General features: G+C 44.4%; 24 protein-coding genes. 19 read left to right on the forward strand and 5 right to left on the reverse strand.

Annotation, left to right across the window (positions count from 1 at the left end; all coding sequences use genetic code 11):
- Positions 1-58 precede the first annotated feature (58 nt).
- Positions 59-1,237: an acyl-CoA dehydrogenase family protein gene (locus ACO05P_RS14665; RefSeq protein ID WP_421751970.1), complete on the reverse strand. Its 1,179-nt coding sequence runs from the start codon at positions 1,235-1,237 to the stop codon at positions 59-61.
- 74 nt (positions 1,238-1,311) lie between these two features.
- On the opposite strand from ACO05P_RS14665, the gene ACO05P_RS14670 reads away from it, so the two are divergent.
- Genes ACO05P_RS14670 through ACO05P_RS14705 form a run of 8 tightly spaced genes read left to right on the forward strand, consistent with a single transcriptional unit; the run spans position 1,312 to position 9,086 of the window.
- Complete coding sequence (locus ACO05P_RS14670) at positions 1,312-2,115, forward strand: choice-of-anchor V domain-containing protein (RefSeq protein WP_421751971.1); 804 nt, start codon at positions 1,312-1,314, stop codon at positions 2,113-2,115.
- Positions 2,116-2,130: 15 nt separating this feature from the next.
- Complete coding sequence (locus ACO05P_RS14675) at positions 2,131-2,781, forward strand: DUF4271 domain-containing protein (RefSeq protein WP_421751973.1); 651 nt, start codon at positions 2,131-2,133, stop codon at positions 2,779-2,781.
- Positions 2,782-2,830: 49 nt separating this feature from the next.
- On the forward strand, positions 2,831-3,577 hold the full coding sequence (locus ACO05P_RS14680; RefSeq protein ID WP_421751974.1) for a uroporphyrinogen-III synthase: 747 nt from the start codon (positions 2,831-2,833) through the stop codon (positions 3,575-3,577).
- A 55-nt stretch (positions 3,578-3,632) separates the two neighbouring features.
- The gene (rnpA, locus tag ACO05P_RS14685) at positions 3,633-3,992 is read left to right on the forward strand and encodes a ribonuclease P protein component (RefSeq protein WP_421751976.1); all 360 of its coding nucleotides are present in this window, start codon (positions 3,633-3,635) and stop codon (positions 3,990-3,992) included.
- Positions 3,993-4,028: 36 nt separating this feature from the next.
- Positions 4,029-5,672 (forward strand): S41 family peptidase, encoded by a 1,644-nt coding sequence (locus ACO05P_RS14690; protein ID WP_421751978.1) that lies wholly within the window; start codon positions 4,029-4,031, stop codon positions 5,670-5,672.
- 1 nt (position 5,673) lies between these two features.
- On the forward strand, positions 5,674-6,981 hold the full coding sequence (locus tag ACO05P_RS14695) for an O-antigen ligase family protein (protein ID WP_421751980.1): 1,308 nt from the start codon (positions 5,674-5,676) through the stop codon (positions 6,979-6,981).
- Positions 6,982-7,014: 33 nt separating this feature from the next.
- Entirely contained in the window at positions 7,015-7,842 is an 828-nt protein-coding gene (locus ACO05P_RS14700; RefSeq protein ID WP_421751982.1) for a glycosyltransferase, read from the forward strand.
- Entirely contained in the window at positions 7,842-9,086 is a 1,245-nt protein-coding gene (locus ACO05P_RS14705) for an oligosaccharide flippase family protein (protein ID WP_421751983.1), read from the forward strand. Before ACO05P_RS14700 ends, ACO05P_RS14705 begins: the two co-directional genes overlap by 1 nt.
- Here the strand turns inward: ACO05P_RS14705 and ACO05P_RS14710 are convergent.
- Positions 9,076-10,110 carry a hypothetical protein gene (locus tag ACO05P_RS14710; protein ID WP_421751985.1) on the reverse strand — a complete coding sequence of 345 codons (1,035 nt, stop codon included), beginning with the start codon at positions 10,108-10,110 and terminating at the stop codon, positions 9,076-9,078. The genes ACO05P_RS14705 and ACO05P_RS14710 overlap by 11 nt on opposite strands.
- Before the next feature lie 97 nt (positions 10,111-10,207).
- Here ACO05P_RS14710 and ACO05P_RS14715 point away from each other — a divergent pair, with 97 nt between their 5' ends.
- Genes ACO05P_RS14715 through ACO05P_RS14740 form a run of 6 tightly spaced genes read left to right on the forward strand, consistent with a single transcriptional unit; the run spans position 10,208 to position 17,010 of the window.
- Entirely contained in the window at positions 10,208-10,753 is a 546-nt protein-coding gene (locus ACO05P_RS14715) for an acyltransferase (RefSeq protein ID WP_421751987.1), read from the forward strand.
- The gene (locus ACO05P_RS14720; RefSeq protein WP_421751989.1) at positions 10,746-11,453 is read left to right on the forward strand and encodes a cytidylyltransferase domain-containing protein; all 708 of its coding nucleotides are present in this window, start codon (positions 10,746-10,748) and stop codon (positions 11,451-11,453) included. The genes ACO05P_RS14715 and ACO05P_RS14720 overlap by 8 nt, the downstream gene beginning before the upstream one ends.
- Entirely contained in the window at positions 11,431-13,281 is a 1,851-nt protein-coding gene (locus ACO05P_RS14725) for an N-acetylneuraminate synthase family protein (RefSeq protein WP_421751991.1), read from the forward strand. Before ACO05P_RS14720 ends, ACO05P_RS14725 begins: the two co-directional genes overlap by 23 nt.
- 1 nt (position 13,282) lies before the next feature.
- Entirely contained in the window at positions 13,283-14,653 is a 1,371-nt protein-coding gene (locus tag ACO05P_RS14730; RefSeq protein WP_421751992.1) for a glycosyltransferase, read from the forward strand.
- 22 nt (positions 14,654-14,675) lie between these two features.
- Entirely contained in the window at positions 14,676-15,767 is a 1,092-nt protein-coding gene (locus ACO05P_RS14735; RefSeq protein ID WP_421751993.1) for a glycosyltransferase family 4 protein, read from the forward strand.
- On the forward strand, positions 15,742-17,010 hold the full coding sequence (locus tag ACO05P_RS14740; protein ID WP_421751995.1) for an O-antigen ligase family protein: 1,269 nt from the start codon (positions 15,742-15,744) through the stop codon (positions 17,008-17,010). Before ACO05P_RS14735 ends, ACO05P_RS14740 begins: the two co-directional genes overlap by 26 nt.
- On the opposite strand, the gene dnaG is transcribed toward ACO05P_RS14740, so the two are convergent.
- Positions 16,982-18,943 (reverse strand): DNA primase, encoded by a 1,962-nt coding sequence (dnaG, locus tag ACO05P_RS14745; protein ID WP_421751996.1) that lies wholly within the window; start codon positions 18,941-18,943, stop codon positions 16,982-16,984. The two genes, ACO05P_RS14740 and dnaG, sit on opposite strands and share 29 nt — an antisense overlap.
- A gap of 219 nt (positions 18,944-19,162) precedes the next feature.
- Between dnaG and ACO05P_RS14750 the strand changes: the two genes are divergently transcribed.
- The 5 genes from ACO05P_RS14750 (at position 19,163) to ACO05P_RS14770 (ending at position 22,616) form a co-directional block, all read left to right on the forward strand.
- Positions 19,163-20,215 carry a serine hydrolase domain-containing protein gene (locus ACO05P_RS14750; protein WP_421751997.1) on the forward strand — a complete coding sequence of 351 codons (1,053 nt, stop codon included), beginning with the start codon at positions 19,163-19,165 and terminating at the stop codon, positions 20,213-20,215.
- A gap of 13 nt (positions 20,216-20,228) precedes the next feature.
- Positions 20,229-20,675 carry an SgcJ/EcaC family oxidoreductase gene (locus ACO05P_RS14755; RefSeq protein WP_421751999.1) on the forward strand — a complete coding sequence of 149 codons (447 nt, stop codon included), beginning with the start codon at positions 20,229-20,231 and terminating at the stop codon, positions 20,673-20,675.
- Between the two features lie 23 nt (positions 20,676-20,698).
- The gene (locus ACO05P_RS14760; protein WP_421752000.1) at positions 20,699-21,091 is read left to right on the forward strand and encodes a VOC family protein; all 393 of its coding nucleotides are present in this window, start codon (positions 20,699-20,701) and stop codon (positions 21,089-21,091) included.
- A 112-nt stretch (positions 21,092-21,203) separates the two neighbouring features.
- Positions 21,204-21,977: an FkbM family methyltransferase gene (locus ACO05P_RS14765; protein WP_421752002.1), complete on the forward strand. Its 774-nt coding sequence runs from the start codon at positions 21,204-21,206 to the stop codon at positions 21,975-21,977.
- A gap of 63 nt (positions 21,978-22,040) precedes the next feature.
- Positions 22,041-22,616, forward strand: a complete 576-nt coding sequence (locus ACO05P_RS14770) for a hypothetical protein (protein ID WP_421752003.1) — start codon at positions 22,041-22,043, stop codon at positions 22,614-22,616.
- Between the two features lie 146 nt (positions 22,617-22,762).
- On the opposite strand, the gene ACO05P_RS14775 is transcribed toward ACO05P_RS14770, so the two are convergent.
- Complete coding sequence (locus tag ACO05P_RS14775; RefSeq protein ID WP_421752004.1) at positions 22,763-23,587, reverse strand: mechanosensitive ion channel family protein; 825 nt, start codon at positions 23,585-23,587, stop codon at positions 22,763-22,765.
- A 16-nt stretch (positions 23,588-23,603) separates the two neighbouring features.
- Positions 23,604-24,578, reverse strand: a complete 975-nt coding sequence (locus tag ACO05P_RS14780) for a polyprenyl synthetase family protein (protein ID WP_421752005.1) — start codon at positions 24,576-24,578, stop codon at positions 23,604-23,606.
- Between the last annotated feature and the right edge of the window lie 16 nt (positions 24,579-24,594).

The raw sequence follows: 24,594 nt of genomic DNA on the forward strand, positions 1-24,594 counted from the left end.
CAAACAAAAAGCCCCGCTGGAAACAGCGGGGCTTTTTTCTGCTTGATAAAAGCAAATCTTATTTAAAAGCAGGGATGCCAGTTACATCCATGCCGGTAATTAAGAGGTGGATATCGTGAGTTCCTTCATAGGTAACTACCGATTCGAGGTTCATCATATGGCGCATAATGCTGTAATCGCCGGTAATTCCCATGCCGCCTAACATCTGTCGCGCTTCACGGGCAATTTTTAAGGCGATCTCAACGCTATTACGCTTGGCCATACTGATTTGCGCGCTAGTGGCTTTGCCCTCATTTTTAAGGGTTCCTAATCGCCAAACCATTAATTGGGCCTTGGTGATTTCGGTGATCATCTCTGCCAATTTCTTTTGTTGCAATTGGAAGCCAGCGATTGGGCGATCAAATTGAATACGCTCTTTCGCATAACGCAAGGCGGTATCATAGCAGTCCATAGCTGCGCCCAATGCGCCCCAGGCAATACCATAGCGAGCACTGTCGAGGCAGCTCAAAGGAGCACCTAAGCCACTACGGCCAGGTAAGATATTTTCTTTGGGAACCTTAACGTTGTCAAATACCAGTTCACCGGTGGCACTGGCACGTAAGCTCCATTTATTATGGGTTTCGGGAGTGGTAAATCCTTCCATTCCACGCTCCACGATTAAACCGTGAATACGACCTTCCTCATTCTTAGCCCATACCACTGCTACATCAGCATAGGGGGCATTGGAAATCCACATTTTGGCACCATTCAATAAATAGTGATCCCCCATGTCTTTAAAGTTGGTGATCATGCCACTTGGGTTAGATCCAAAGTTGGGCTCGGTTAAACCGAAAGAACCTAAGAACTCACCGCTGGCCAATTTGGGAAGGAACTTTTGTTTTTGCTCCTCACTACCATAAGCGTAAATGGGGAACATCACCAAAGAAGATTGCACGGAGCAAGTGGAGCGAACTCCGGAATCCCCCCGCTCAATTTCCTGCATCATTAAACCGTAGGAAATTTGATCTAAACCAGCCCCGCCGTATTCCTCTGGAATGTAAGGTCCGAAGGCGCCAATTTCGGCTAATCCTTTAATCAATTGCGTAGGGAATGCTGCTTTCTGAGCAAAGTCCTCAATGATAGGGCTTACTTCTTTTTTTACCCAATCGCGGGTTGCAGCTCTTACTAATTTATGCTCTTCTGATAAAAGATCATCTACGCCGTAATAGTCAGGCGACTCGAATAAATCACTAGCCATGAAATCAATTTTGAGCAAAAATAGGTATCCCGCTAAGAGAAATAAGCATATTTTTAGAACAAAATCTCTATAGTATGAAGAAAAAATACGCAGTATTACTCACTTTAGGACTCAGCGTTTTTGTTGCGCATCAAGCCTATACCAATGCGGGTGGGGCGCCATCCGGAAACAGTGGTTCTCCGGCTAGTAACAACAATACCTGTGCAAGAGCAGGTTGTCACAATGGTCCAGCGGCAGCAGGTCAGAGTATTAGTATTAATACCAATATACCTACTGCAGGTTTTAAAGAAGACTCTGTTTATCAAATTAGTATTACCGCCGATAATAATGCGGCAAGTTCGGATCGCATGGGCTTTATGGCCAGTGTAGAATCGGCTTCCGGTCATGAAGGTAGCATCACCATTACTGATGCTGCTCGCACTAAAAAGGCCGGTAGTTATATTACTCATACCAGCTCAGGAATTAGCGGTACTGCTGGAACCAATTCCTGGTCATTTGATTGGGATGCCGGTCAGGCTCCGGATCAAACTACCGTTTATGTAGCCGTAAATTTCACTAATCTGAATGGTAGCACTTCCGGTGATGTGATTGTAACACAAACCTTGAGTTTGGATAAGAACTTAGGTATTGGTCAAGAGGAATTGGCGGTTCAGAAACTGGCGGCCTATCCTAATCCTGCTCAAAATGAAATCACCTTGGCTTCTGGTCAGCCTTTAGAAGCGCCATTTACAGCTATTGCAGCGGATGGTAAAATGGTGGAGCTTCAGGCGGAAGCCGATAACCATCAGCATGTACGCTTAGATTTAAGTGCTCTGCCAGCAGGTTTGTATATGATCCGCGATGCGCAGGGTCATCAGGTGCAAATCTCCAAGCTTTAAAAGTATCTTTGTCCCGTGGGGACAGCATTAAGTCACAGAGCCAGCGATTGGATCTTGATCATAAGTTTAGCGGCCGGAACCCTTGTGGTTCTGGCTCGCTATTTTAATGCTATGCGGGTTAATCAACTATTGCGCTTTCCCTGGCAATCGCAGGCAGAGGAATTTAGCTTAGAGTTTAATACCGGCAAGGTAGGCCTCAATGCGGATCGCTTGCTGATCATTAGCGCCTGGATTTTCTTTCCGCTTTTAATTACTGCCCTTAAGATGAAGGGTGAAAGTGCAGCGATTCTCAATTACGATTGGGCGAGCTATTTCCGAATCCTATTGATTTCGGGGCTGTATCTGATATTAAAATTATTGGTCGCTAGTGCGGTGGGATATGCTTTTGAAAGAGAAGAAGAAATCTTAAAAGGGCAAAACCTGGCTTTGGCGCATTTTACCTGGTTGGCTTTGGTAGGAGGAGCCCTGGCTTTTGTACTTTACTTTTTACCCCTGGGATCCTGGCAATTTTACCTTCTGGTTCTGCCGCTGGTCTTGGTTGGGCTTATATTCCTGATTCGCAGTGTACTTTATTGTCTACGCATAGGCTTTAATACAAGCTATATTATTTTATACCTTTGCGCGCTGGAAATAATACCCTTGTTTTTCCTGTATAGCTTAGTTTGAAAGTCATCTAAGCTCTTAATATTCAAGGGTTAATAAAATTAGCTGCGCTGTGAAGGTAAAATCCATTCTGGTATCGCAACCCGAGCCTCAAACCGAAAACTCACCTTATTTCGACTTGGCGAATAAGTACAAGTTGAAGGTTGACTTTATTCCTTTCATTCACGTGGCAGGAGTTGATGTAGCTGAAGTCCGAAAGCAGAAAATCAATTTGGCCAATCATACGGCGGTAATCCTTACCAGTCGTAATGCCGTAGATCATTTTTTCCGTATTGCAGAAGAGATGCGCTACACTGTACCTAATGATTTGAAATACTTCTGTACCAGTGAAGCGATTGCTTACTATTTGCAGAAATATGTGGTTTACCGCAAGCGTAAGATTTACTTTGGTCAGAGTAAATTTCAAGATCTCGTGCCTTTATTTAAAAAGCACAAGACTGAGAAATACCTTTTACCCACTTCCGATATTTTAAAACCACAGGTTCCAGATACCTTGGCTGAGTGCGGAGTAGATTATACTCGCGCCGTTCTTTACAATACTGTGAGCAGCGATTTGTCGCATTTAGCGGATGTGAAATATGATATCCTGGTATTCTTTAGTCCTTCCGGTATTAAGTCTCTTTTTGAGAACTTCCCTGACTTTGAACAAGGAAATACTCGCATTGCCGGTTTTGGAAATACCACGCATAAGGCGATTGAAGAAGCAGGCTTAACGGTGAATATCAAAGCACCTTCGCCTAAATTGCCATCGATGACCATGGCTATTGAGCATTACATCAAAGAGATGAACAAGAAATAAGGCATTTTTATACCTTCAAGGCCGTCTCGGAATACCCAGACGGCCTTTTTTGTTTATGGACCAAAGCTTTCCTCCAGATGAGCGGCTGAAAAGCCCGCAGCGCATTTCCGAAATCTATACTTCGGGGACTAAGCTGAAACATTCCTTTTTTTTACTCTTTAGCTTAGCCGGGGAGGAGGAACAACATCGCATTGCCTTTGCGGTGCCGAAACGTAAAATCGCCTCGGCTGTAGGTCGAAATCGCATCAAGCGAAAGCTTAGAGAAATTTACCGCTTGCATAAAGAAGCCCTGCCTGAAGATTTGCCGCAAGACTTTATTTTGCTCTACCTTGGGTCGGCAGATTCCGATTATCACAAATTGGAAAAGGCCTACCTTAAACTCTGGGAGAAATGGCACAATGCGCCTAAGGTGTAGCCGTTTTACCTAAATTAGCAATCTTAGATTTCCCGCATGAAGAAATTATACCGAAAGTCGGGTCGTTGGTTTGGGCTATTGCTATTGCTCAGCTTTTCCTTCGCCTATCGGCCGGATTATTTTGAAATCAGTAAACAGCTCGATATTTACACCAGTGTATTCAAGGAAGTTAGCCTTTATTATGTGGATGATACGGATCCCGGAGAGCTAACCCAGAAAGCCTTGAACTCTATGCTTTCGAGCTTAGATCCTTATACCAATTATATTCCCGAAGAAGCGGTGGAGGATTTTAAGATTCGCCAAACCGGAAATTACGGTGGGATAGGGGCATCGGTTGGGAACTATGATGGTCACATGTTGGTAACAACTATTTATCCAGGCTTTGGTGCGGATAAAGCAGGTCTTAAGGTAGGAGACATTATTCTTGAGGTGGAAGGGGAAGATGTTGAAGATCGTAGCGAAGAAGCCTTGTCTGAAATGCTGAAAGGAGCTCCGGGAACCAAAACCAAAGTGCTTATTCAAAGAGGGTCTGAAAAACTAAATCTGGAAATTGAACGTGAGGAGGTCCACTTGAAGGCGGTGCCATTTTCGGGTCGTGTGCAAAATGGCTATGGCTATATTTATCTTAACAGCTTTACCCAAAATTGCAGTGCAGAAGTTTTAAAGGCCTGGCAAGAACTGAAGTCGCAGGGCCCCCTTAAAGGCTTAATCCTCGATTTGAGAAATAACCCTGGCGGTCTCTTAAATGAAGCTATCGCATTAACCAATTTGTTTATTCCCAAGGATAAACCAGTGGTTTTAACCAAAGGGAAATTGGAAGAATGGCAAAAGACTTATAAAACTCCTAAACAGGCTTTTGATAAAGACTTGCCGGTAGCGGTGCTTATCAATTCGGGGAGTGCCTCGGCTTCCGAGATTGTGGCCGGAACCTTACAAGATTACGATCGTGGAATTATTGTTGGGCGTCGTTCTTTTGGGAAAGGCCTGGTGCAAGAATCGCGGATGTTGCCTTATGGGGCGCAGTTAAAGGTGACCATCGCCAAGTATTATACCCCCAGCGGCCGTTTGATTCAGGCCATAGACTATGCCGAAAGAGCTGAAGATGGTTCGGTGGTGAAAATTCCAGACTCTTTGCGCAGTGAGTTTAAAACGGAAAATGGCCGAACCGTGCTCGATGGAGGAGGAATTGATCCTGACATTGAAACACCCAGCGAGGAAGCCAGTGATTTAATTGTGGCCCTGTTTCAGCAAATGCACTTCTTTGATTTTGCAACCGACTATTATCGCAGTCATCCCAAGATAGCTCCGGCTTCTGACTTTAAAGCGGATGATACTTTGTTTCGTGAGTTTGAGGCATGGTTAAAAAACCGCGATTTTAATTTTGATACCCATACTGGGCGAATTTTAAAGCGTTTGCAAAAGGCGGCCGAACAGGACGGGTTTGATGCAGCTCTGGCCACCGAATTGAATAGTTTACAAGCTGCCTATGAAAAGGAGAAAGCACAGGAACTAGAACGCAATAAGGCCGTGGTGCTTGAGCTTTTACAAGAAGAAATAGTAGCACGTTATTATTATGACAGCGGCCGTTTGGCCAATGCCCTGGGGCATGATAAAGACATCGCAACGGCTCTTGAATACCTTGCAAATCCTGAAAAGTATCAAGCTATTTTAAAGCCTTAAGATGCCTCAGCTTTCCAAGTATTGGTCCTTTCTGTTTTTTGCCAGTTTGGGATATTATGCCCTGCTTTTACCTTGGCAAGTACAGTGGTTACCAGTAACATTGGGGATAATGCTAAGCGGCTTGTTTTGGCTTTTGAGTGCTGACTTTCGCTCTAAACTTCGCAATCTATCCGGTAATAAATATGCCGCCTTTCTTTTTGCGAGCTTTTTAATTGTGGTCTTAGGTTCAATGCATTCGGCAGAGCAAGAGGAGGCTTCCAAGGAAGTGTTTTCAAAATTGCCTTTTTTGGTCTGGCCATTAATGTTAGGCACCGTGAAAGCCCTGGAGAAAAAGCGGATGGAGCAAATCTTGCGTTTTTTTGTGCTTTCAACTGCGGCACTGGTATTTCTGTCCTTTACTTATGCTTTGTATCGTTATCAGCAATACGAGGATCCGGTGGTCTTTTATTTCGCTGATTTATTGAGCCTCACGAAGGTGCCTCCGCATTATCTGGGCATGTACGTAACTTTTGCCTACGCTCTTTTAATGTATCGATTGATTCGCGGAACTCCCTTATTGCCTAAAATCTGGCTCAATGCCCTAATCTTGAGTTTGTTTATTCTGGCGATAATTTTCATTTGGGTACGAATGCAATATTTGCTCTTTATCCTGGTGAATGCATTTCTGGTAGGACAGTACATTAAAGCTAAAAAAGGGAAGAAAGTGGCCTTTGCCGCCTTCGCTCTGTTTACGGTCTTTTTTAGCCTTTTACTATTTCTTATTCCCGGCAGTAGAAGCCGTTTACTCGATACCTATAATGAACTGCGCTCTTTTGAGCAGATGGTGGAAAACAAGCAAACCAATCCCCGTAAGTTCCTATGGCATGAGGGCCTTGAGGTTATTTCTGAGAATTTTTGGATGGGGGTTGGAACCGGTTCGGAGAATACCGCTCTGAATGAGAAGCTGGAGAAGGTAGATGCCATTTTTTGGGATGGTCAGCATACCTATCAGCTATATGAAATGCGCTTCAATTACCACAATAGCTTTTTACAAGTATTTGCGGCCAATGGCGTATTTGCTTTTGCGCTCTTTATGATCCTTCTGTTTTATCCGCTTTTCGATCTTAAACGACATCCTTACCGCACAGAAGTAAGACTCTTTTTAGGAATTTGTATCCTAAGCTTTTTAACCGAGAGTATGCTTGAGCGTCAGGCGGGAGTGCTATTCTTTAGCTTTTTTTATGCGCTATTATTAGCCATGCCGCATACTAAGAATAATGAAAAAAAGGTGTCCGGGCCTGCTTTAGAGGCGGAGTCGGAAAATGCCTGATTTTACCTCTACCTTTGTTGCAGCCTTTAAGCCATGACCAAAGCCTTTAGTGTAATTCTACCTTTTTACCGTGGAGATCAGCCGGAGCATTTGAATGCGGCGATCCAAAGCTTGGTGGACCAAAGCTTGCGAGCGGAGGAAATTGTACTAATTCAGGATGGTCCGGTACCATCCGTGCTTAGCGAGCTGGTGGCTAAATGGCAAGTGGAATATCCAGAAATCAAATCCGTAATTCTAGAAGAAAACCAAGGTCTTTCTCAAGCGCTGAATGCTGGAATTAAAGCAGCAAAACATGAATGGTTGGCCCGCATGGATGCGGATGATATCTGTTTACCGGATCGATTTGAGAAACAATGGGCTTTAATTGAAGAGCAACCAGAGTTAACCCTTTTAGGATCCTGGATAGAAGAGTACGATGAGCAAATGGAAAAGTCCATGGCCATTCGTCGCTTACCTGAAAAGCATGCGGAAATTCTCCACTATGCGCGCTGGCGCTGTCCTTTTAATCATATGACGGTGATGTACCGTAAATCGGTGCTTATGGCCCTGGGGATGTATTCGGATTATGGCGCAGTAGGTGATGATTATGAGCTTTGGGCGCGTTTTCTCATGAAGGGCTACCGCTCAGCGAATATTCAAGAAGTCTTGGTGAAGGCCCGAACCGGCAAAGCTATGTTCGCAAAGCGCCGTCGAGGTTGGAAGTACCTTAAAAATGAATTGCAGGAAATCCGTGATCTCTATCGTTTAGGATTATTGAAACCCTGGCATTTTGTGTTTCATATAACCTTAAAATCCATTGTGCGCTTGGCGCCACCTTTTATGGTGAGGTGGATTTATAAAGGTATTCGCAAAACCAGTTAATGCAGCGCCTGGGTCGGAATATCGGCTTTATGGGCCTTTCGCAGGCGGCTAATTATTTGTTGCCGCTGGTAACCCTGCCTTTTATTACACGGATTGTTGGGCCGGATAATTATGGCTTGATTGAGTTTGCCACGGTTACCGTCCTCTATTTCTCCGCCCTGGTTACCTACGGATTTACCTTTACCGGTACCCGCAAGATTGCCGAATTAGGTGAATCCCATCACCGAATTTCCAAGGTCTATTCGGTGGTAATGCAATCGAAGCTTTTGCTACTGCTGATAAGCACGCTACTTTTTGTTTTGCTTTTGTTCCTGGTTCCGGAATATTCTACAGAGAAGAAGCTGATGATTTTCGCCTTTCCCTTTGTGATTGGCTGGGGACTTTATCCGGATTTTCTGTTTCAAGGTCGGCAGGATTTAGGGGTTATCGCTCTAGCCAATTTGGGAATTAAAACGGTGGGGGCCATCCTTATCCTTAGCCTTCTGCGTGAACCCGCAGATTATCCACTGGTGGTAGGGATTAACTCACTTACCCAAATAATTGCAGCTGCTATCACTTTATGGTATGCTCATTATCGGTACAAATGGTTGCGTTTTCAATGGCAGGCCTGGCGCATGGTAAAGGCCTATCTGAAAAGCGGTTTTTACATTTTTGCCTCCCACTTCTTTACCCGGGTTTACACCTTTGGGAGCATCCTGTTTTTAGGTTTCATTCTAGCGGAAAGAGAGTTGGGATTATTTGCAGCGGCTATGAAGCTTATTACCGTAGGGCAGAGCTTTCTTTTTACTCCTGTTGGTAGTTCGCTTTATCCGCATTTAGCCCAAAAACTTAAGGAGAACCCTGCGAGCTATTTTAAAGAAAGGCGTCGATTTCTGGGCTATCTCTTAGGCCTGAGTGCCCTACTTTCTATAGTGCTGATCATCGGTCAGGATTTTTGGGTACGATTGCTTTTTGGTGCGGCCTATCAGGAAGCAGCTCCGGCATTGGCCTTAATGGCACCAGTGATGGTTTTCACGGCCTTAAGTCATTTTGGAATGAAGCAGGGCTTAATGGTGCTCAAGGCAGATGGCTGGAATTTCCGCATTGTGCTTATCACCGGATTGGCTTCTATTGCCTTTAATTATTTCTTTATCCAATGGATGGGAATGATAGGAGCCGCCTGGGCCAAATTGGCGCTCGAAGCTTTACTGGCAATCCTAAGTCTCTACTACTTTCAAAAAGCCGTGCAGCGTTTTAAGCGCTAAAATAATTTTGCAGGAAAGCGGCCTCTTGTACACTCTCAAAACCCCAATAGTCGGCGGTTACCGCTCTTTGTTCCGCACTAATATCCATTCGTAATTCGGAGAAAAGCTGTGAAAAATAAGCACGTTCGGCAGCCACTCGCTCCTTTACAGATCCGGCCGAACCTCCCGCTTCAAAGCGTTTCAATTCTTTGAGACTGGAAGCTTTTTGATCGATGTGCTGCTGGTAGATATAATGCGGTTTGTTGAGGTATACACAAAAACCAGTTTGGGTGCCCATGCCATTACTCATGGTAAGGTTGGCCAATTCTATATGGCTGCGCTGTCGCGCGATGAAATGCCGATCAAAACGATGACCGGCCGTAACCAAATGAAAGCCTTCCGCCCGATAAGCCGCAACTTTAACTGGATCTCGAGCATCTAAATAATAGAGGCAAATCAGCACCGAATCAAAATCCTTTGCTACGCGTTTAATTTCGTTTATCAATTCCTGATCATTGAAACCAGCCTTCACGTTTTTCATGCTGTGAAAGGGGTACACTAAGAGCGTTTTCCCCAATCGTGCTTTCAACTTTGCTTGTTCCTCTGCTTCTAATAGGGAAGTAGCGTAATGAATATAAGGTCCAACGGCCAGGCTTTCTTTCCCGGGGATTTTGGCGGCCAGAATTTCCCGACGTTGTTCACTGAGGGTAATGATCTTGGGGAAATGCCAATGGAATTGATCAGGATGTACAATTCCGCCTAAAAAAAGGCCATGCTCCATATAGGCTTTCAAGTCGCTTTTAATACCGGCATATTTTTTCAGGTAAGAAGCATAGCCATAGAGATTGTTATCAATTACTCTTTCTTCCGGGCCAAAGGCAATGTCCTGCGAAAGTTGCTCAATATCAAAAAGATCAATTTTTCTTCTACGTTCAATTTCAGCGTCCACGGCATTGCCTTTTTGCCAGCGGTAGGCATAAAACATGGATTTTTCCAGCAGGGGCTGGGAGGCTATAAAGCGCTTTAATTGGTCTTTGGCCGACAAAAGAAAATTTTGCTCGAAGATAATCCGGTTTTAGGAAATTGGAGGCTTTCGGGCTCCCCGTACCTTCTTTGTACCTTTGCCGCCAATATTTGGAGCCATGAGCCAGTTACGGCAACATTTAAAATACGGATTCGGCCAAAAATGGCGGGCCTTTCGCCAAAAGCGCCGACTCTCCCATTTAGGTTCACACGTGTGGATTGACAAGAATGTGGAGCTGATGCGCTACCCCATAAACATTCGCATTGAGGATGAAGTGGTGCTCAAGGAAGGCGCTCGTATTTGTGCCTGTAATGATCGAGCGAAAATCAGTATTGGTGCTCGCACTACCATTGGCTATCATAATTTCATCTTCGCCAGTGCGGGAATTGAAATTGGCTCCGATTGTTTGATTGCTCCCTTTGTTTATTTGGTCGATTCGGATCATGGAATTCAAAGAGATCAGCTGATCAATAAGCAGCCCAATCAAACTGCTCCCATTAAAATTGGTAATGGCGCTTGGATAGCGAGCAATGTTACCATCCTAAAAGGAGTGGAGATTGGTGAAGGCGCGGTGATTGCTGCCAATTCGGTGGTGAATCAGACTGTTCCCGCTTTCGAAATTTGGGGTGGCAGCCCTGCCAAAAAGATTGGGGAGCGTGAATAATTCTCAAGCCGCCGTAATTCTCGCTCGCTATTCCTCCTCCCGTTTACCGGGAAAAGCCCTGATGGAAATCGCCGGAAAACCGGTGCTTCAACATATTGTGGATCGCTTGAAAAGCCTGCTCAAAGCAGAGCAGATTATTTTGGCGACCAGTGACTTGCCTTCGGATGATGCTCTAGAAGATTTTGCAGCCAAAGCGGGAATAGCCTGCTATCGCGGAAGCCTGGAAAGGGTGGGAGAACGCTTTTATGCCGCTGCCAAACAAACGGGATGCGATTATGCCATGCGCATTAATGGCGATAATATTTTTTTGGATCCAGCCCTGGTGGCGCATTTAATGCAGGCGGCAAGCACCGGTAAATACCGTTTCTTAAGCAATGTAAAAGGCCGATCCTTTCCTAAGGGAATGAGCGTTGAAATGGTAGATATGGATTTCTATCAGCAAAAGCTAGGAGGCATTAAAGCCGATCCCTATTGCAATGAGCATGTAATGGTTTGCCTTTATGAAGAAGAGGCTCCGGCCGATCATTATTATTGGCAAAACGATATTTTACCCGAGGCCGCTGGCATTCAACTGGCCCTCGATACCCCTGAAGACTTTGAGCGTAGTCGCTATATGCTGGAGCAGATGCCCGCCGGTCACTACGATTTGAATACTACTTTTGAGTACTACCGCAACTATGAAGAATCTCTTAAAAGGTAAGCACGGACCTTTATTAATCGCCGAAATTGGTGGGAACCACGAAGGTGATTTTGAATACGCCAAACGCCTATGTCAATTGGCCATCGATACCGATGTAGATTTGGTTAAATTTCAGATTTATACGGGCGATACTCTGGTTTCGCGCTTGGAAAGTCCTACCCGAAACCAGCATTTTAAGAAATTCGAATTAAGCAAGGAGCAGCATTTGGAATTGGCCAAAATGGTTACCGATGCGGGCTTGATGTACACTTCCTCCGTTTGGGATTTGGAGGCTATGAAATGGATAGACCCCTATATTCCTATTTATAAAATTGGTTCTGGCGACCTTACCGCTTATCCGGTACTGCGAGAAACAGCCGCTTTGGGCAAGCCCATGATTATTTCTACGGGCCTATCTACCGAAGTCGAAGTTTTAGAAGCAGTGAGCTTTATTCAGAATTGCAATCCGATTTACAAAGACCCTTCGATGTTGGCGGTTTTGCAGTGCACCAGTATGTATCCCATTAATCCGGGTGATGCACACCTATCGGTAATGCAAAGCTTTAAAGAAAAGACCGGTCTTTGCGTGGGATATTCGGATCATACCGAAGGGGCTAAAGCCTTATACTATGCCGTAGCCATGGGGGCCGAAGTATTGGAATTCCATTTTACGGATGAAAGAGAGGGGAAAAGCTTCCGCGACCATAAGGTATCGCTAATGCCCAATGAGGTGAAAGAGCTTATCCAAGAGATAAAATTAATTCAGGCTTATCAAGGAGAAGGCCAGAAAAAGCCTACCCAAATTGAATTGGATAATGGGCATGAGCTTTCCTTCCGCAGAGCGGTTTATCCCAATCAAGATCTTAAGGCCGGAACCATATTATCTGCGGAGAATTTAACTGTATTGCGTCCTAATCATGGTATTGATGCCCGTCATTTTGATAGCCTTATCGGGAAGCGACTTTTACAGGATGTACAGGCCCATCAAAAACTAGAAAGGGAAATGATTGATGGCTGGCAAAGTGAAGCCAACTGCCCCCTTTGTAAGTCGGAGGTAAATAATTTGGTTTCGGTCCTGAAGGCTAAACCTGAAGGTGAAACTACCTATCTGCCGGAAGGCATGGCCTATTATCGTGAAATTCGCCACTGCGCCCATTGCGGCGTGTATTTCAATGCCCATAATTACGATCTCTTTACGGAGGAGTTTTATTCCGGCGAGTATAATTCGGCCATCGAAGAAGGGAAATTACAAGCTCGCTTTGAGCGCGTGATTAATCTACCGGAAGGTCAATCTGATAATCGCCTGCGAGTGCAGCGTATTATCCAATATTGTGAACTGGCTTTACCTACTGCCTTGAGTTCAATCAGAGGATTGGATGTAGGTTCGGGCACCGGCGTGTTCCCTTATGAGCTTTCCAAGCATATTGGCCAGATGAATGCCGTTGATCCTGATGGATTATCAGTAAAGCTAATGGGTAATAATCTGGACATTGAAAATATTTGGCATGGTAGCCTGAAGGATGTGCCTGCCCATGAGAAATTTGATTTGATCAGCTTTAATAAGGTTTTAGAGCATGTGCAGGATCCGGTGCAAATGCTGGCCCAGGCTAAGGATTATCTTAAACCCGGTGGGGCGGTTTATGTAGAATTGCCTTTTGCCGAGGGCATCATTAAGCGTGGCGCCCAAATGGAGCGAGCCGAGTTTTTTATAGAGCACTACACCACTTTCCCGCATGATGCATTCCGCTATTTACTGGAAGAGGCAGGCTATCAAATTCAATTGCAGAAGGATATCCTGGAGCCTAGTGGCAAGGAAACGATTTACGGATTTGCAGTGATAAAGGAATAAGATGAGCCCATTAGTTTCGGTATACATTACCAATTACAATTACGAGCGTTTTATTCGCGAATCCATCGAAAGTGTTTTGGCGCAAAGCCTGCAGGATTTCGAATTAATCATCATCGACGATGGCTCTACCGATGCTAGTCGGGATATTATTGAGGAGTACCGCGAGCGCCCGGAGGTGACCATTATTTATCAGCAGAACAAAGGCCTTAACATCACCAATAATGTGGCGATGCGCGTGGCTAAGGGTAAATACCTGATGCGCTTGGATGCGGATGATTATTTGGTGCCCGAAGCATTGGAGAAAATGGTAGCCCCATTAGAGGCTGATCCCGAATTAGGACTGGTATTCCCCGACTATTATTATGTGGATGCCGAAGGGCATATCACCGGCGAAGAACGTCGCCATAATTTTGAAAAGGAGGTAAGCCTCTACGATCAACCGGCCCACGGAGCTTGTACCATTATCCGCCTGAGCTTCCTCAAGAAAATTGGTGGCTATAATGAAAGTTTCACTTGCCAGGATGGCTATGATCTCTGGTTGAAGTTCATCATTCACTATTCGGTAAAAAATGTAAACGAGCCACTTTTCTACTACCGTCGACATGGTTCTAACCTTACCACCAATGAGGAGCGAATTCTTGAGACCCGCCGTGCCATTAAGGAAACTTTTTTAGATCTCAGCAATATTGAAAGCAGCACCCTGGCCGTAATTCCAGTGCGGAATACCAAAATTAAAGGAGTGTCGATCCCACTTTATGATTGGGGTACCGAAACCCTGCTTTCTTTGAAGGTGAAGAAATTACTAGAAGCCCGCAGTACCCAGCGTGTATATCTTATTTCGGAAGATGTTGAAATATTGAGCTATGCCCGCAACACTTTTGGCGATCATCAAAATGTGGTGGTCTTGGAACGTCCCAGTCGATTGGCAGGTCCTAACCAAACTTTGGGTGAAACAGTAAAATTGGCAACACATCACGCGGAAGCGGAAAATTTAGACTACCGATTTGTAATGACCGCTGCTTTGGATTTCCCTTTTGTGGAAGCTGAAATTTTTGATGATGCAGTAAACACGGTAGAGCTCTTTAAGTCCGATTCTGTACTTAGCGTTCGTCCCGATAATAAGGCCTATTACCGCCATACTGGTCATGGCTTGCAGGCCATTTTAGACCAGGAGAAATTTACCCGCATCGAAAGGGAAGCCTTGTATCGCGCCGCAGGTGGGGTGATGGTGGCAACCCGCGAAAGCTTTGCAAAGAATGGCAAAATCAATGCCGGTAGAATGAGTCATGTGGTGGTGGATGAAAACACGGCCTTTGGTATATTTTCGGACTTCGATTTTCAGATATTTAAGTCTTTAATGAGCGTAAATTAGCAGGGCATTTGTGCCTGGGTACATGGAAGAAATAATAGCGAAATACTCCGCCTATCTTGCTCCGGTTTTGGCCTTTGCCATTACCTATTTCTCCATTCCGGCCATTATCCGCTTAAGCTTGGTCAAGAAGCTTTACGATCAACCGGATGAGCGTAAAAAGCATAATGCCCGCATTTCCCCTTTAGGAGGAATGGCCATTTTCGGAGGTATGATCATCAGCTTTGTATTCTGTACGGCTCATTTATCCAATCCGGCGCTCAACTCCGTTTTAGTGGGGCTTTTTGTGCTTTTCATAACCGGGGTTAAAGATGATCTCTATCCTCTGGTTCCCTATAAAAAGATGCTGGGTCAATTGCTGGCCGTGGCGGTGGTTGTTATTCAGGGTGATGTACGCCTGGTGAGCTTTTACGGTCTCTTCGGGGTAAATGAGCTTCCTTATTTTATTAGCGTGGCCCTGAGTATTGTCTTCTTTCTGGGGATTATTAATTCCTTCAATTTCATTGATGGGATCAATGGCCTCAGTGCCGGTATAGGGGTAGTTATTAGTGTGACCTACGCAGTGGTTTTCGACTATCTCCATAATGACCTTTTCCTGATTTTAGCCCTCTGCATTGTAGGTTCACAATTGGCCTTTTTACGTTTCAATTTGGTGAATGCCAAAATATTCATGGGTGATTCGGGTTCCATGATCTTGGGCTTCCTGGTAGCCTTATTGAGTATTTCCTTCTTGCAGATAAATGAGCTAAGTGAGCAATTCTTATTGAAGAAAATTGATGCCTTGGTTTTCGCTTTTGCGGTGATGATTATTCCGGTGGTAGATACCATCCGAGTGGTGTTTATCCGACTTTTCATATTGCGGCGTTCTCCCTTTGCTGCCGATCGCAACCATATCCATCACGCCCTTTTAGATATCGGCCTCAGCCATGTTCAAGCCAGCTTAAGCCTGATGGCCATTAATGTGTCCTTTGTGGTTCTGGCCTATTTTCTGAACGATTATCTCCGAGCAACCTATCTCTTTATAAGTCTATCTTTGTTGGCCTTGCTACTTTCGCAATTGCCATTTATTATCAAACGCCAACAAAAGCGACTTGGGATTTACAAGCCATCTGCCTAAAATTAACAGCGCTCCGGCTCGTTTAGAGCTCTTAATCGCTGCGCTCTTGTTTAGCCTGCCTTTGGGTCAGGAGGGCTTAACCAATATTTTGCTTTTTGCCTTGTTCATTCAGAGCCTAATCGCTTATCGCTGGCGCCATTGGCGTGAAGGTTTCAAGGATCCTATTTGGATTTTATCGGCCTTGTTTTATTCTTATTTATTCTTGAGTATCACCTGGGCTGAAGATCAGGCTAGCGGGCTGCGGCAAATGGAAACTAAAACTGCCTTTTTACTGGCGCCTTTATTCATTTTAGCCGGGCGAAAAACATGGCCAGCCAGCAGTCGCGAATTTGGCTTAAAGGCTTTTTGGTGGGGCTGTATGGTCGCGATGCTTTGGGCTTTATCCAATGCGGCATTACGATCCTGGGATGCCGGTGCTTTGTACATCAGCCATGAGGCCGGTAGACGTTATTTTTTCGCTTATACCCATTTGGCTTCTCCATTAATGCATCCCGGTTATTTGGCGGCTTATTTAGGCTTGGGACTCTTCTCGGCGGTGGAATTGCAAGATAAAGCCAAGAAGAATTGGCGGTGGATTTACCGCCTTTCTATAGTGTTCTTGATCGTTTTTATGGTGCTTTTGCAAGCCCGGATAAACTTGATTGCTCTATTTATGGTGATCGGCTTGGCAGCGCTGTTTTTGGCCTGGCAACGCAAGGCTTATATCTGGTTGGGGCTTCCTCTTTTGCCCATCCTGGCATTGGGCTTATTTATGGGACTGGCTTCGGAGGATATGCAAAAACGCTATTTTCAGGTACCGGACTTTGATTATGATATATCGGGTACAGACTTTAATAGTGCTACCTATCGCCTGGCGGAATGGAAATGCGCCGCGGAAGTTATAGAATCCAATATCTGGACAGGAACAGGCATAGGCGATAATCGTCAGGCCTTATTCGACAGCTATAGAGCCAATCACTTTTGGGAAGGTTTGAATAAGGGCTATAATGCCCACAATCAATATCTAGAAACAATGATAGCAGGAGGGCTACCGGCTTTAATCTTATTGCTAAGTCTACTGCTTTATTATACTTATAGAGCCTTAAGGCAGATGGATTTCCTGGCCCTAAGTGGCTTGCTTTTCCTGATGATAAGCCTGAGTACGGAATCGATGTTTGAGCGTGTTTGGGGCGTCTTAATTTTTACGCTCTTTTTTCCCTTCCTGTTGATGCGGACTAAAGAATCCGATTCAGACGTTTATTAATTTCGATTTTAAGGCGGGTTAATTGTTGGGCTGTAGCCAGAGCCTCAGGATCGGTAGAGGTTCCATTTTTAAAGGCTTCTTGTATTTCCCCAATCAATTGACCGATTTTTTTCTCTTTAAATCGCAGAACAGACTCCATCGCATAGGGCTTTAGATAGGCATCCTTATCGGGTGGGTAGATACGTTTGCGTTTCCAGTCGTGCAGCTCGGGTTCATCGGCAATTAGGTCGACTACCAAATGCATACGAGCCGGATATTCGCCGCGCAAAAATTCTTCGGGTAGGGCAACTCTTTCTTCCTCATTAAAAACCTTAATGAAATGATGGAGGATAGACCGCAATTCGGGATGCTCAAAATCGAGATCATCTTGAGTGAGCTCCGTAAGGATATACTCACAAATACTTTCTTTTTCGCTGTTTTCGGACTCTTCAGGTTCACCGTATTCATTTTCAACTTCCTCAAAGTTGAATTCTTGGCTGCCGTGATTCAGTAGCAGGCTGGTCAGCGCTTTTTCTTGTACAAAGAGGATAGAGTCTTCGAGGCCCTTGGCTTCGGGCTCTACCACCTTCATGATTTCTTCTTCTTGTAAACCGCGTTCTTCGCGACGCTGCCGCTGTTGGTCTTTCTCGATTTTAGCGGAACGAATTTGCCCTAATTCGCTGAAAAGAATTCGCTCTTCCATTTCCAGCATGCGGGCGGTTTCCTGAACATAAGCACTGCGCTCCAATTCATCGGGAATAAGGGCGATGCTCTGCACCATTTCGCGCGCCGCCTTTGCTTTGGATAAGGGATCATTTCCAGCATCAGAAAGTAAGAGGCTGGCTTTAAAGCGCAGGAAGTTGTGCTTTTCTTCACTTAAAAAGTCGGTAAGCTCCTTTTGGGAATTATTCCGCGCAAAGGAATCGGGGTCTTCACCTTCGGGGAATAAGACCGTTTGCACGTGCATTCCCTGCTCCAGAATCAAATCGATTCCGCGTAAGCTGGCTTTGATACCCGCGGGGTCACCATCGTAAAGGAGGGTAATATTGCGGGTGAAACGCTTCACCAATAAAATCTGATCCACCGTAAGGGCGGTACCCGAACTAGCCACCACGTTTTTAACCCCGGCTTGATGCAGACTTACTACATCAGTATAACCTTCAACCAAAAAGCATTCATCGGCCTTGGCAATGGCTTGCTTTGCTTGATAAATACCGTAGAGAATTTTACTCTTATGGTAGATTTCCGATTCGGGGGAGTTGAGGTATTTAGCGGTTTTAGCGTCCTTTTTCAGAACTCGGCCACCAAAGCCTAAAACCCGACCGGTATGACTTAAAATCGGGAACATTACCCTTCCGCGGAAGCGATCCGATTTACGCTCGCCATCTACCTTAGTTAAGCCTACCTGCGAAAGGTATTCGAGCTGATAGCCTTTGTCTAGGGCATGTTGGGTAAACACCTCATAACCTTCGTGACTATAGCCTAGTTGAAAGTCTTTAATGCTTTCATCCGTAAAGCCGCGTTCTTTGAAATAGCTAAGGCCGATGCTGCGACCGGTCTCATTATTCCATAGTTGATCCTGGAAATACTCATTGGCAAACTGGTTTACCAAGAAGAGACTTTCACGGGTATCACGCTTGGCCCTTTCTTCATCGCTCTGACCACTTTCAACAATTTCAATATTGTATTTCTTGGCCAGGAATCGCAGTGCCTCCGGATAGGTGAACTGCTCATGTTCCATCAAGAAGGTAACCACGCTTCCGCCTTTGCCGCTACTGAAATCTTTAAAGATTTGCTTGGCTGGCGAAACCATAAAGGAAGGAGTCCTTTCATTGGAAAATGGACTGAGGCCCTTAAAACTGGAGCCTGCCTTTTTTAAGGTCACGAAATCACCAATCACCTCCTCAATGCGGGCGGTGTCCATGATTTTTTGAATGGTTTCCTGAGTGATCATGCGGAGGGTAAAAGTATCAAATCTTGACTTCTTGCTTATAGCAATTTGTTATTCCTGAATGGATGGAATTTAACCTTAGGTAAAATCGAAAATTAAAGCAATTTTAAGGTATGGATTAAGTAAGTTGAGAAGATGAAATTTCATTCAAAGCAAATCCTGAGGACCACAATCTTAGGGCTAGCTCTTTTTGTATTGGTTTTTGACTTTCATGCCCAAAGCATGCTTGATCAGTTCAAAGGAACCCTAGATTCCACATTCCATTCCCACCCAAAAGCGATTGGAATTCAAGTGGCCATTGTAGCAAATGATCCAAGCTTAAACTGGAATTCGGCAGTTGGCTTTAGTTCAGTCAAAAAGAAGGAAGCATTTGGTGATTACCAAGCTTGTTTGATTGCAAGCAATACCAAAACTTATGTAGCCGCTACGGTATTGAAATTGGTAGAATTAGATCAGCTGAAGCTGGATGATCCTATCGGTTCCTTGTTAAGTGAGGGTACCCGAAATTTACTGGAAGAGACGGGCTATAAAACTGATTTGATTAGCATTCGGAATCTACTTTCCCATAGTTCGGGAATTCGCGACTATGTAGATATCCATTATTTGGACTTGGTAAATCAAGATCCCCAATATGTTTGGTCTAGAGACGAGCAAGTTGAATTGGCGATGCAAGCGGGAGGTCCACTGGCGCCTCCTAACCAAGTCTTTCAGTACGGAGACATCAATTACCTTTTGGCAACGGAGATTATTGAAAGGGTTTATGAGAAGCCCTTTTATACTGCCATTCGGGAGCTTTTGGGCTTTGAGGAATTGGGTTTGAAATCAAGCTGGTTTTATCCACTCGAAGCCTATCCAGCAGAACAGGGATCTTTAGCCCATCAATATTGGGCGGAAGCGAATTGGGATTCGGATACTATTAATCCATCCTGGGATTTGTTTGGTGGGGGTGGATTGGCATCGAATGCCTCTGAAATGGCCATCTTTTATCAAAAGCTGTTTAGTGCCGCTATTATTCGTGATACTAACCTTTTGGCTGAAATGACAGAGCCAGTGCTCCCCGAATCCAACTACGGCTTAGGTCTTCGCAGGATATCCTTTTACGGTCGCACTGCCTATTACCATGGAGGCTTTTGGGGGACTGATGTAATGTACTTACCCGACTATCAATTAAGCATTGCAGTAGTGTGTTTGGAAAAAGATCAAAGAGATCTAAATGCAGAGCTTAGTGAGGCCTTGGTATTGCGCATTGAGGCTTACCTTCGAAGCTCGAAATAAGACAAATTGAAATATGAAATCGAGATTAGAGGATATTAAAACGGAGGCCGTTAAGGCAGTTTTACAGAACTTCTTAGATACTTGGAATGCGAAGGATTTAGCGGGCTTTATGAAGGACTTTGCTGAAGATGCAGAGTTTACCGATGTAGTGGGCCAGGTGGCATTAGGTAAAGAGGCTATTGAAAAGCAGCATCATTTTGCTTTCACTGTGGTGATGAAGAACGCCGCTTTTGAAATGAGTAATATCTATATGCGTGAGGTCGTAGATGGATTAGTGATGGTAAGTGCAAACTGGCTCAATGTGAAAAGTCAAACTCCGACCGGACAGCTTTTACCGGATCGCAATGGCGTGATTCAGTTTATTATAGCCCTGGATGCTAATTTGAAGGCTCAAATTAGATTAGTGCACAATTCCGATTATTCTTTACCCTATCAAAGACAGGATTCTTTTTTAGCCTAACAGCGATTTAATTGTTTATCCCTATGAAGTTCGCCTACACCATTTTATACGTTCCCAATGTGCAAGAAAGCCTCCACTTTTACCAGAAGGCTTTTGGTTTTGAAATCAAGTTTGTGAGTCCACAAGGGGATTATGGCGAACTTATTTGCGGTGATACCACCTTGTCTTTTGCTTGCAATGAATTGGGAGAAGCTAATTTTAAGCAAGGCTTTCAAAAGGCAGATGGCCAATCAAAACCCTGGGGCGTAGAATTGGCCTTTAGTAGTGAGCAGGTAGAGGAAGATTTCCAAAAAGCCTTGGATGCCGGCGCAACTCTCTACGAGGGTATAAAGGAAAAACCCTGGGGTCAGAAAGTGGGCTATTTACGGGATTTGAATGGTTTCTTAATAGAAATGTGCAGTCCCATAGCAGATTAAGGAGAGCCTCGAGACCAGGTACTATGGTCCTTAATTCCATAAGAGATTTGGCTTTAGCTGTAAAAGCTTTGTAAATTGCTGAGCTATCAGTAATCCTTATCTCTGCTGCTCCATGATAGAAAACTTTCTAACGCGTACAATTGTAAAAATTGAAGCGCAGCTAAAATTCCCGAACCTCAAGAAAAGGGAAGTCGGGGTTCAAGTTGGCTTTGATCTCTCTTCCAAGAATTTGACCAGTGATGTCTTAAAAATGCACAGTCGGGTAGGAAGGGAAGGATTGGTTCTGGCGATAGATCCAGATCCCTTGAATCACTCGCGACTGAAGCAAGTGATTGATCGCAAGAAGCTAAGTGTTAAACGGGTTCAAAAGGCAACTTATTCAGAGAAAACCCAAAATAAATTGGTGCTAGGTACTCGTGCTGCCTACAATAAATTGGAGTTTATTCAGAGTGATGAAAGCCCTGCCTTTACAGATGAAGTGATTGAAGTGGATATGGATACATTAGATGCTATTGTAGCGGATTCAGGTGTTGACTATTCTAAAATTCGTCACATCTGCATAACTAATAATGGAGCCGAGTATAATACCTTATTGGGTATGACGGAAATTCTGAACAAGTGTCCTAATTTAAATCTAACTATTGCTTCGGGGCGGCCAGATTCTATGGGTGATATAGAGGGAAGGAGAGATGTGGATGTTATTCGTGAGTTTCTAGAAAAGAATGGCTTTAAAACTAATTTCATTCGTCTTAACAAATCCTTCTGGCGCGGTGTTGTGATTTATCTCATTTTGAAGCGCAGATGGATGTTTAATAAGGAGGCTTTTGGTTTTATCATGGCCTCAAGGGGTGAAAGGTCTTTAAAAGGCTTCCAGCGTTTGTATTAAATTGGCTAGTATTTAGTATAAGTTTTGGAGCTTTTCCCGATTCTTAATTCCGCTTCGGCATTTTTGAAACTGGAGCTCCTGCAAAGTTTTGGACTTTACTCCATCGTGTATTTTGTCCTAAGGCTTTTTTGGAAGGATGCTCGCTTAAAGATCTTTGATGCTTATGCCGTAAAAGCCTTTGTCTACTTAGGCCTGACCTGGTTTCTGCTATGGCTGATAGGCTATTTTGTTTACTATTTTCAAGTACTTGATGAAGCAGGGCAAGAAGAGTTTCGATCCGAATTAGTGGGCAAATATTTCTTTCGTTTTTGGCTTCAGGCACTCCTTTGGTTGCTAATCACGCAGGCCTTCCGCTGGAAGAGACTCTCTAGGTATTTATTGATCAGGATATTGGCAGGCTTAAGTTTTGTATTTAGCATTGAGAGACTCGTCATAATTATAACCAGTTTGCATCGGGATTACTTAGCTAGTTCATGGAAACTCTTTGGCGAACCCTTTAGTTTCAAGGATATTTTAGGAAGCGATTCTATAATTCTCAGTCAAATTTTTAGGCTATGTCTTTATATCGCCTGCACTTTCCTGATTATCGCAATAGAAAAAGCCATTAGCAAGATGAAATCCAATCCCGCTAATGGCTAAATGCTTTATTAGTCTATATCAGTAGAAAGAAATGTAGTCTGTTAGTTCCGAAGCGATAAACAAAATTCCTTGTACCGCTCCAATCTACCGTCTATCGTCTAAAATCTATCGTCTTACCCCAACGACTAACGACTAACTACCAATTACTACTTAGTCCGGTCCTCCACCAAATGAAGATCCATTTGTGGGAAAGGAATGCCCACTCCGGCGCCGTCAAAGGCTTTCTTAACCTTTTCGTTCAGGCCGTTGAGCACGTCCCAGTAATCCCCATTATTGGTCCAGGCACGCAGGCGGATATTAACACTGCTATCGGCTAAGGCTTCCACGAAAATGGTAACGCCTTTGTCTTCCAGGAAACGGCTTTCAGCACCAGCGATTTCATGTAAAATGGCTTTGGCTTTATCGATATCATCACCATAACCAATGCCGAAGGTCATATCCAAACGACGGGTACTGTTATAGCTGTAGTTTACAATGGAGTTATTGGAAAGGCTACCATTGGGAACCATAATTTCCTGACCGGTTGGAGTGGTGAGGAAGGTGTAGAAAATTTGAATTTCGCGCACGGTACCGGATACGCCAGCACCTTCAATAAAATCGCCTACTCTAAAGGGTTTAAGAATTAAGATTAAAACCCCACCGGCAAAATTTGAAAGAGATCCTTGGAGGGCAAGACCTACCGCCAAACCAGCGGCACCTAATACGGCAACAAAGGAGGTCATTTCGATGCCTACCATGCCGGCGATGGAAATGATCAACATCACTTTTAACCCGGCATTGATCAAGGAGCTTAAGAAAGGAACCAGGCTGGCATCTACCTCACGCTTGTTCATGGTTTTGCGGAAGGTATTCGTCATACGTTTAATTATGGAAAGGCCGATGATCAATACAAGTACGGCCAAAACCAATCGACCACCATAGGTGATAATCAGATCCCAACTTTGACTTAAGAGTTCCTGTGCTTTTTCCATGATAGGGGTGTTTAGGTTATTTGCTTCGCTGAATAACGTATTCGGCGAGTTCAAGTAAAGAATTTTTAGCCGGAGAATCAGGGTACTGATCCAAAATTTGCAGGGCTTTTTGGTAGTAATTTTCCATCTGTTCCGTGGCGTATTCGATACCCCCGGAATTACGTACCATGGCCATTACCTGTTCTACTTTTTTACGATCGTGATTGTAGCGTTTTACTACGCGAATCATAAATTTCTTATCGGCAGGCTCTGCTGTTCGAAGCGCATAAATCAAGGGCAAAGTCATTTTTTGCTCCTGGATATCAATCCCGGTGGGTTTGCCGGTTTTGGCACTTTGCTGAAAATCGAAAAGGTCATCTTTAATTTGGAAGGCGATACCCAGGTATTCTCCAAAGAGGCGCATCTTTTCAATTTCTTCCTTATCCGAATTTACCGAAGCAGTTCCTACGGCACAGCAAGCGGCAATAAGGCTGGCAGTTTTTTTGGTGATGATATCGAAATAGACCTTCTCATCAATATCCAATCTGCGAGCCTTTTCAATTTGGAGTAATTCCCCTTCACTCATTTCCTGTACGGCGGTGCTAATGAGCTCCAATAATTGATGCTCCTTATTTTGTACCGAAAGCAAGAGTACGCGTGATAAAAGATAGTCGCCCACCAAAACCGCAATTTTGTTTTTCCAAAGGGCATTAAGGGAGAAAAAACCTCGACGCATATTGGAATCGTCCACCACATCATCATGCACCAGAGTAGCTGTGTGCATTAACTCTACTAAAGCAGCTCCACGATAAGAAGAATCGCCGATGTCGCCCTGCAGTTTAGCACTGAGGAAAACCAGCATGGGGCGCAATTGCTTGCCCTTGCGTTTAACAATGTAATAGGTGATGCGATCGAGCAAGGCCACCTTGGAAGCCATATAGTCGCGAAACTTAGGCTCAAAGGCCTTCATTTCTTCCTGGATCGGCGCTTGTATCTTTTTGAGGCTCGACATTCTGGGGCTCAAAGTT

The sequence above is a fragment of the Croceimicrobium sp. genome (genome assembly GCF_965228705.1).
GTDB lineage: Bacteria > Bacteroidota > Bacteroidia > Flavobacteriales > Schleiferiaceae > Croceimicrobium.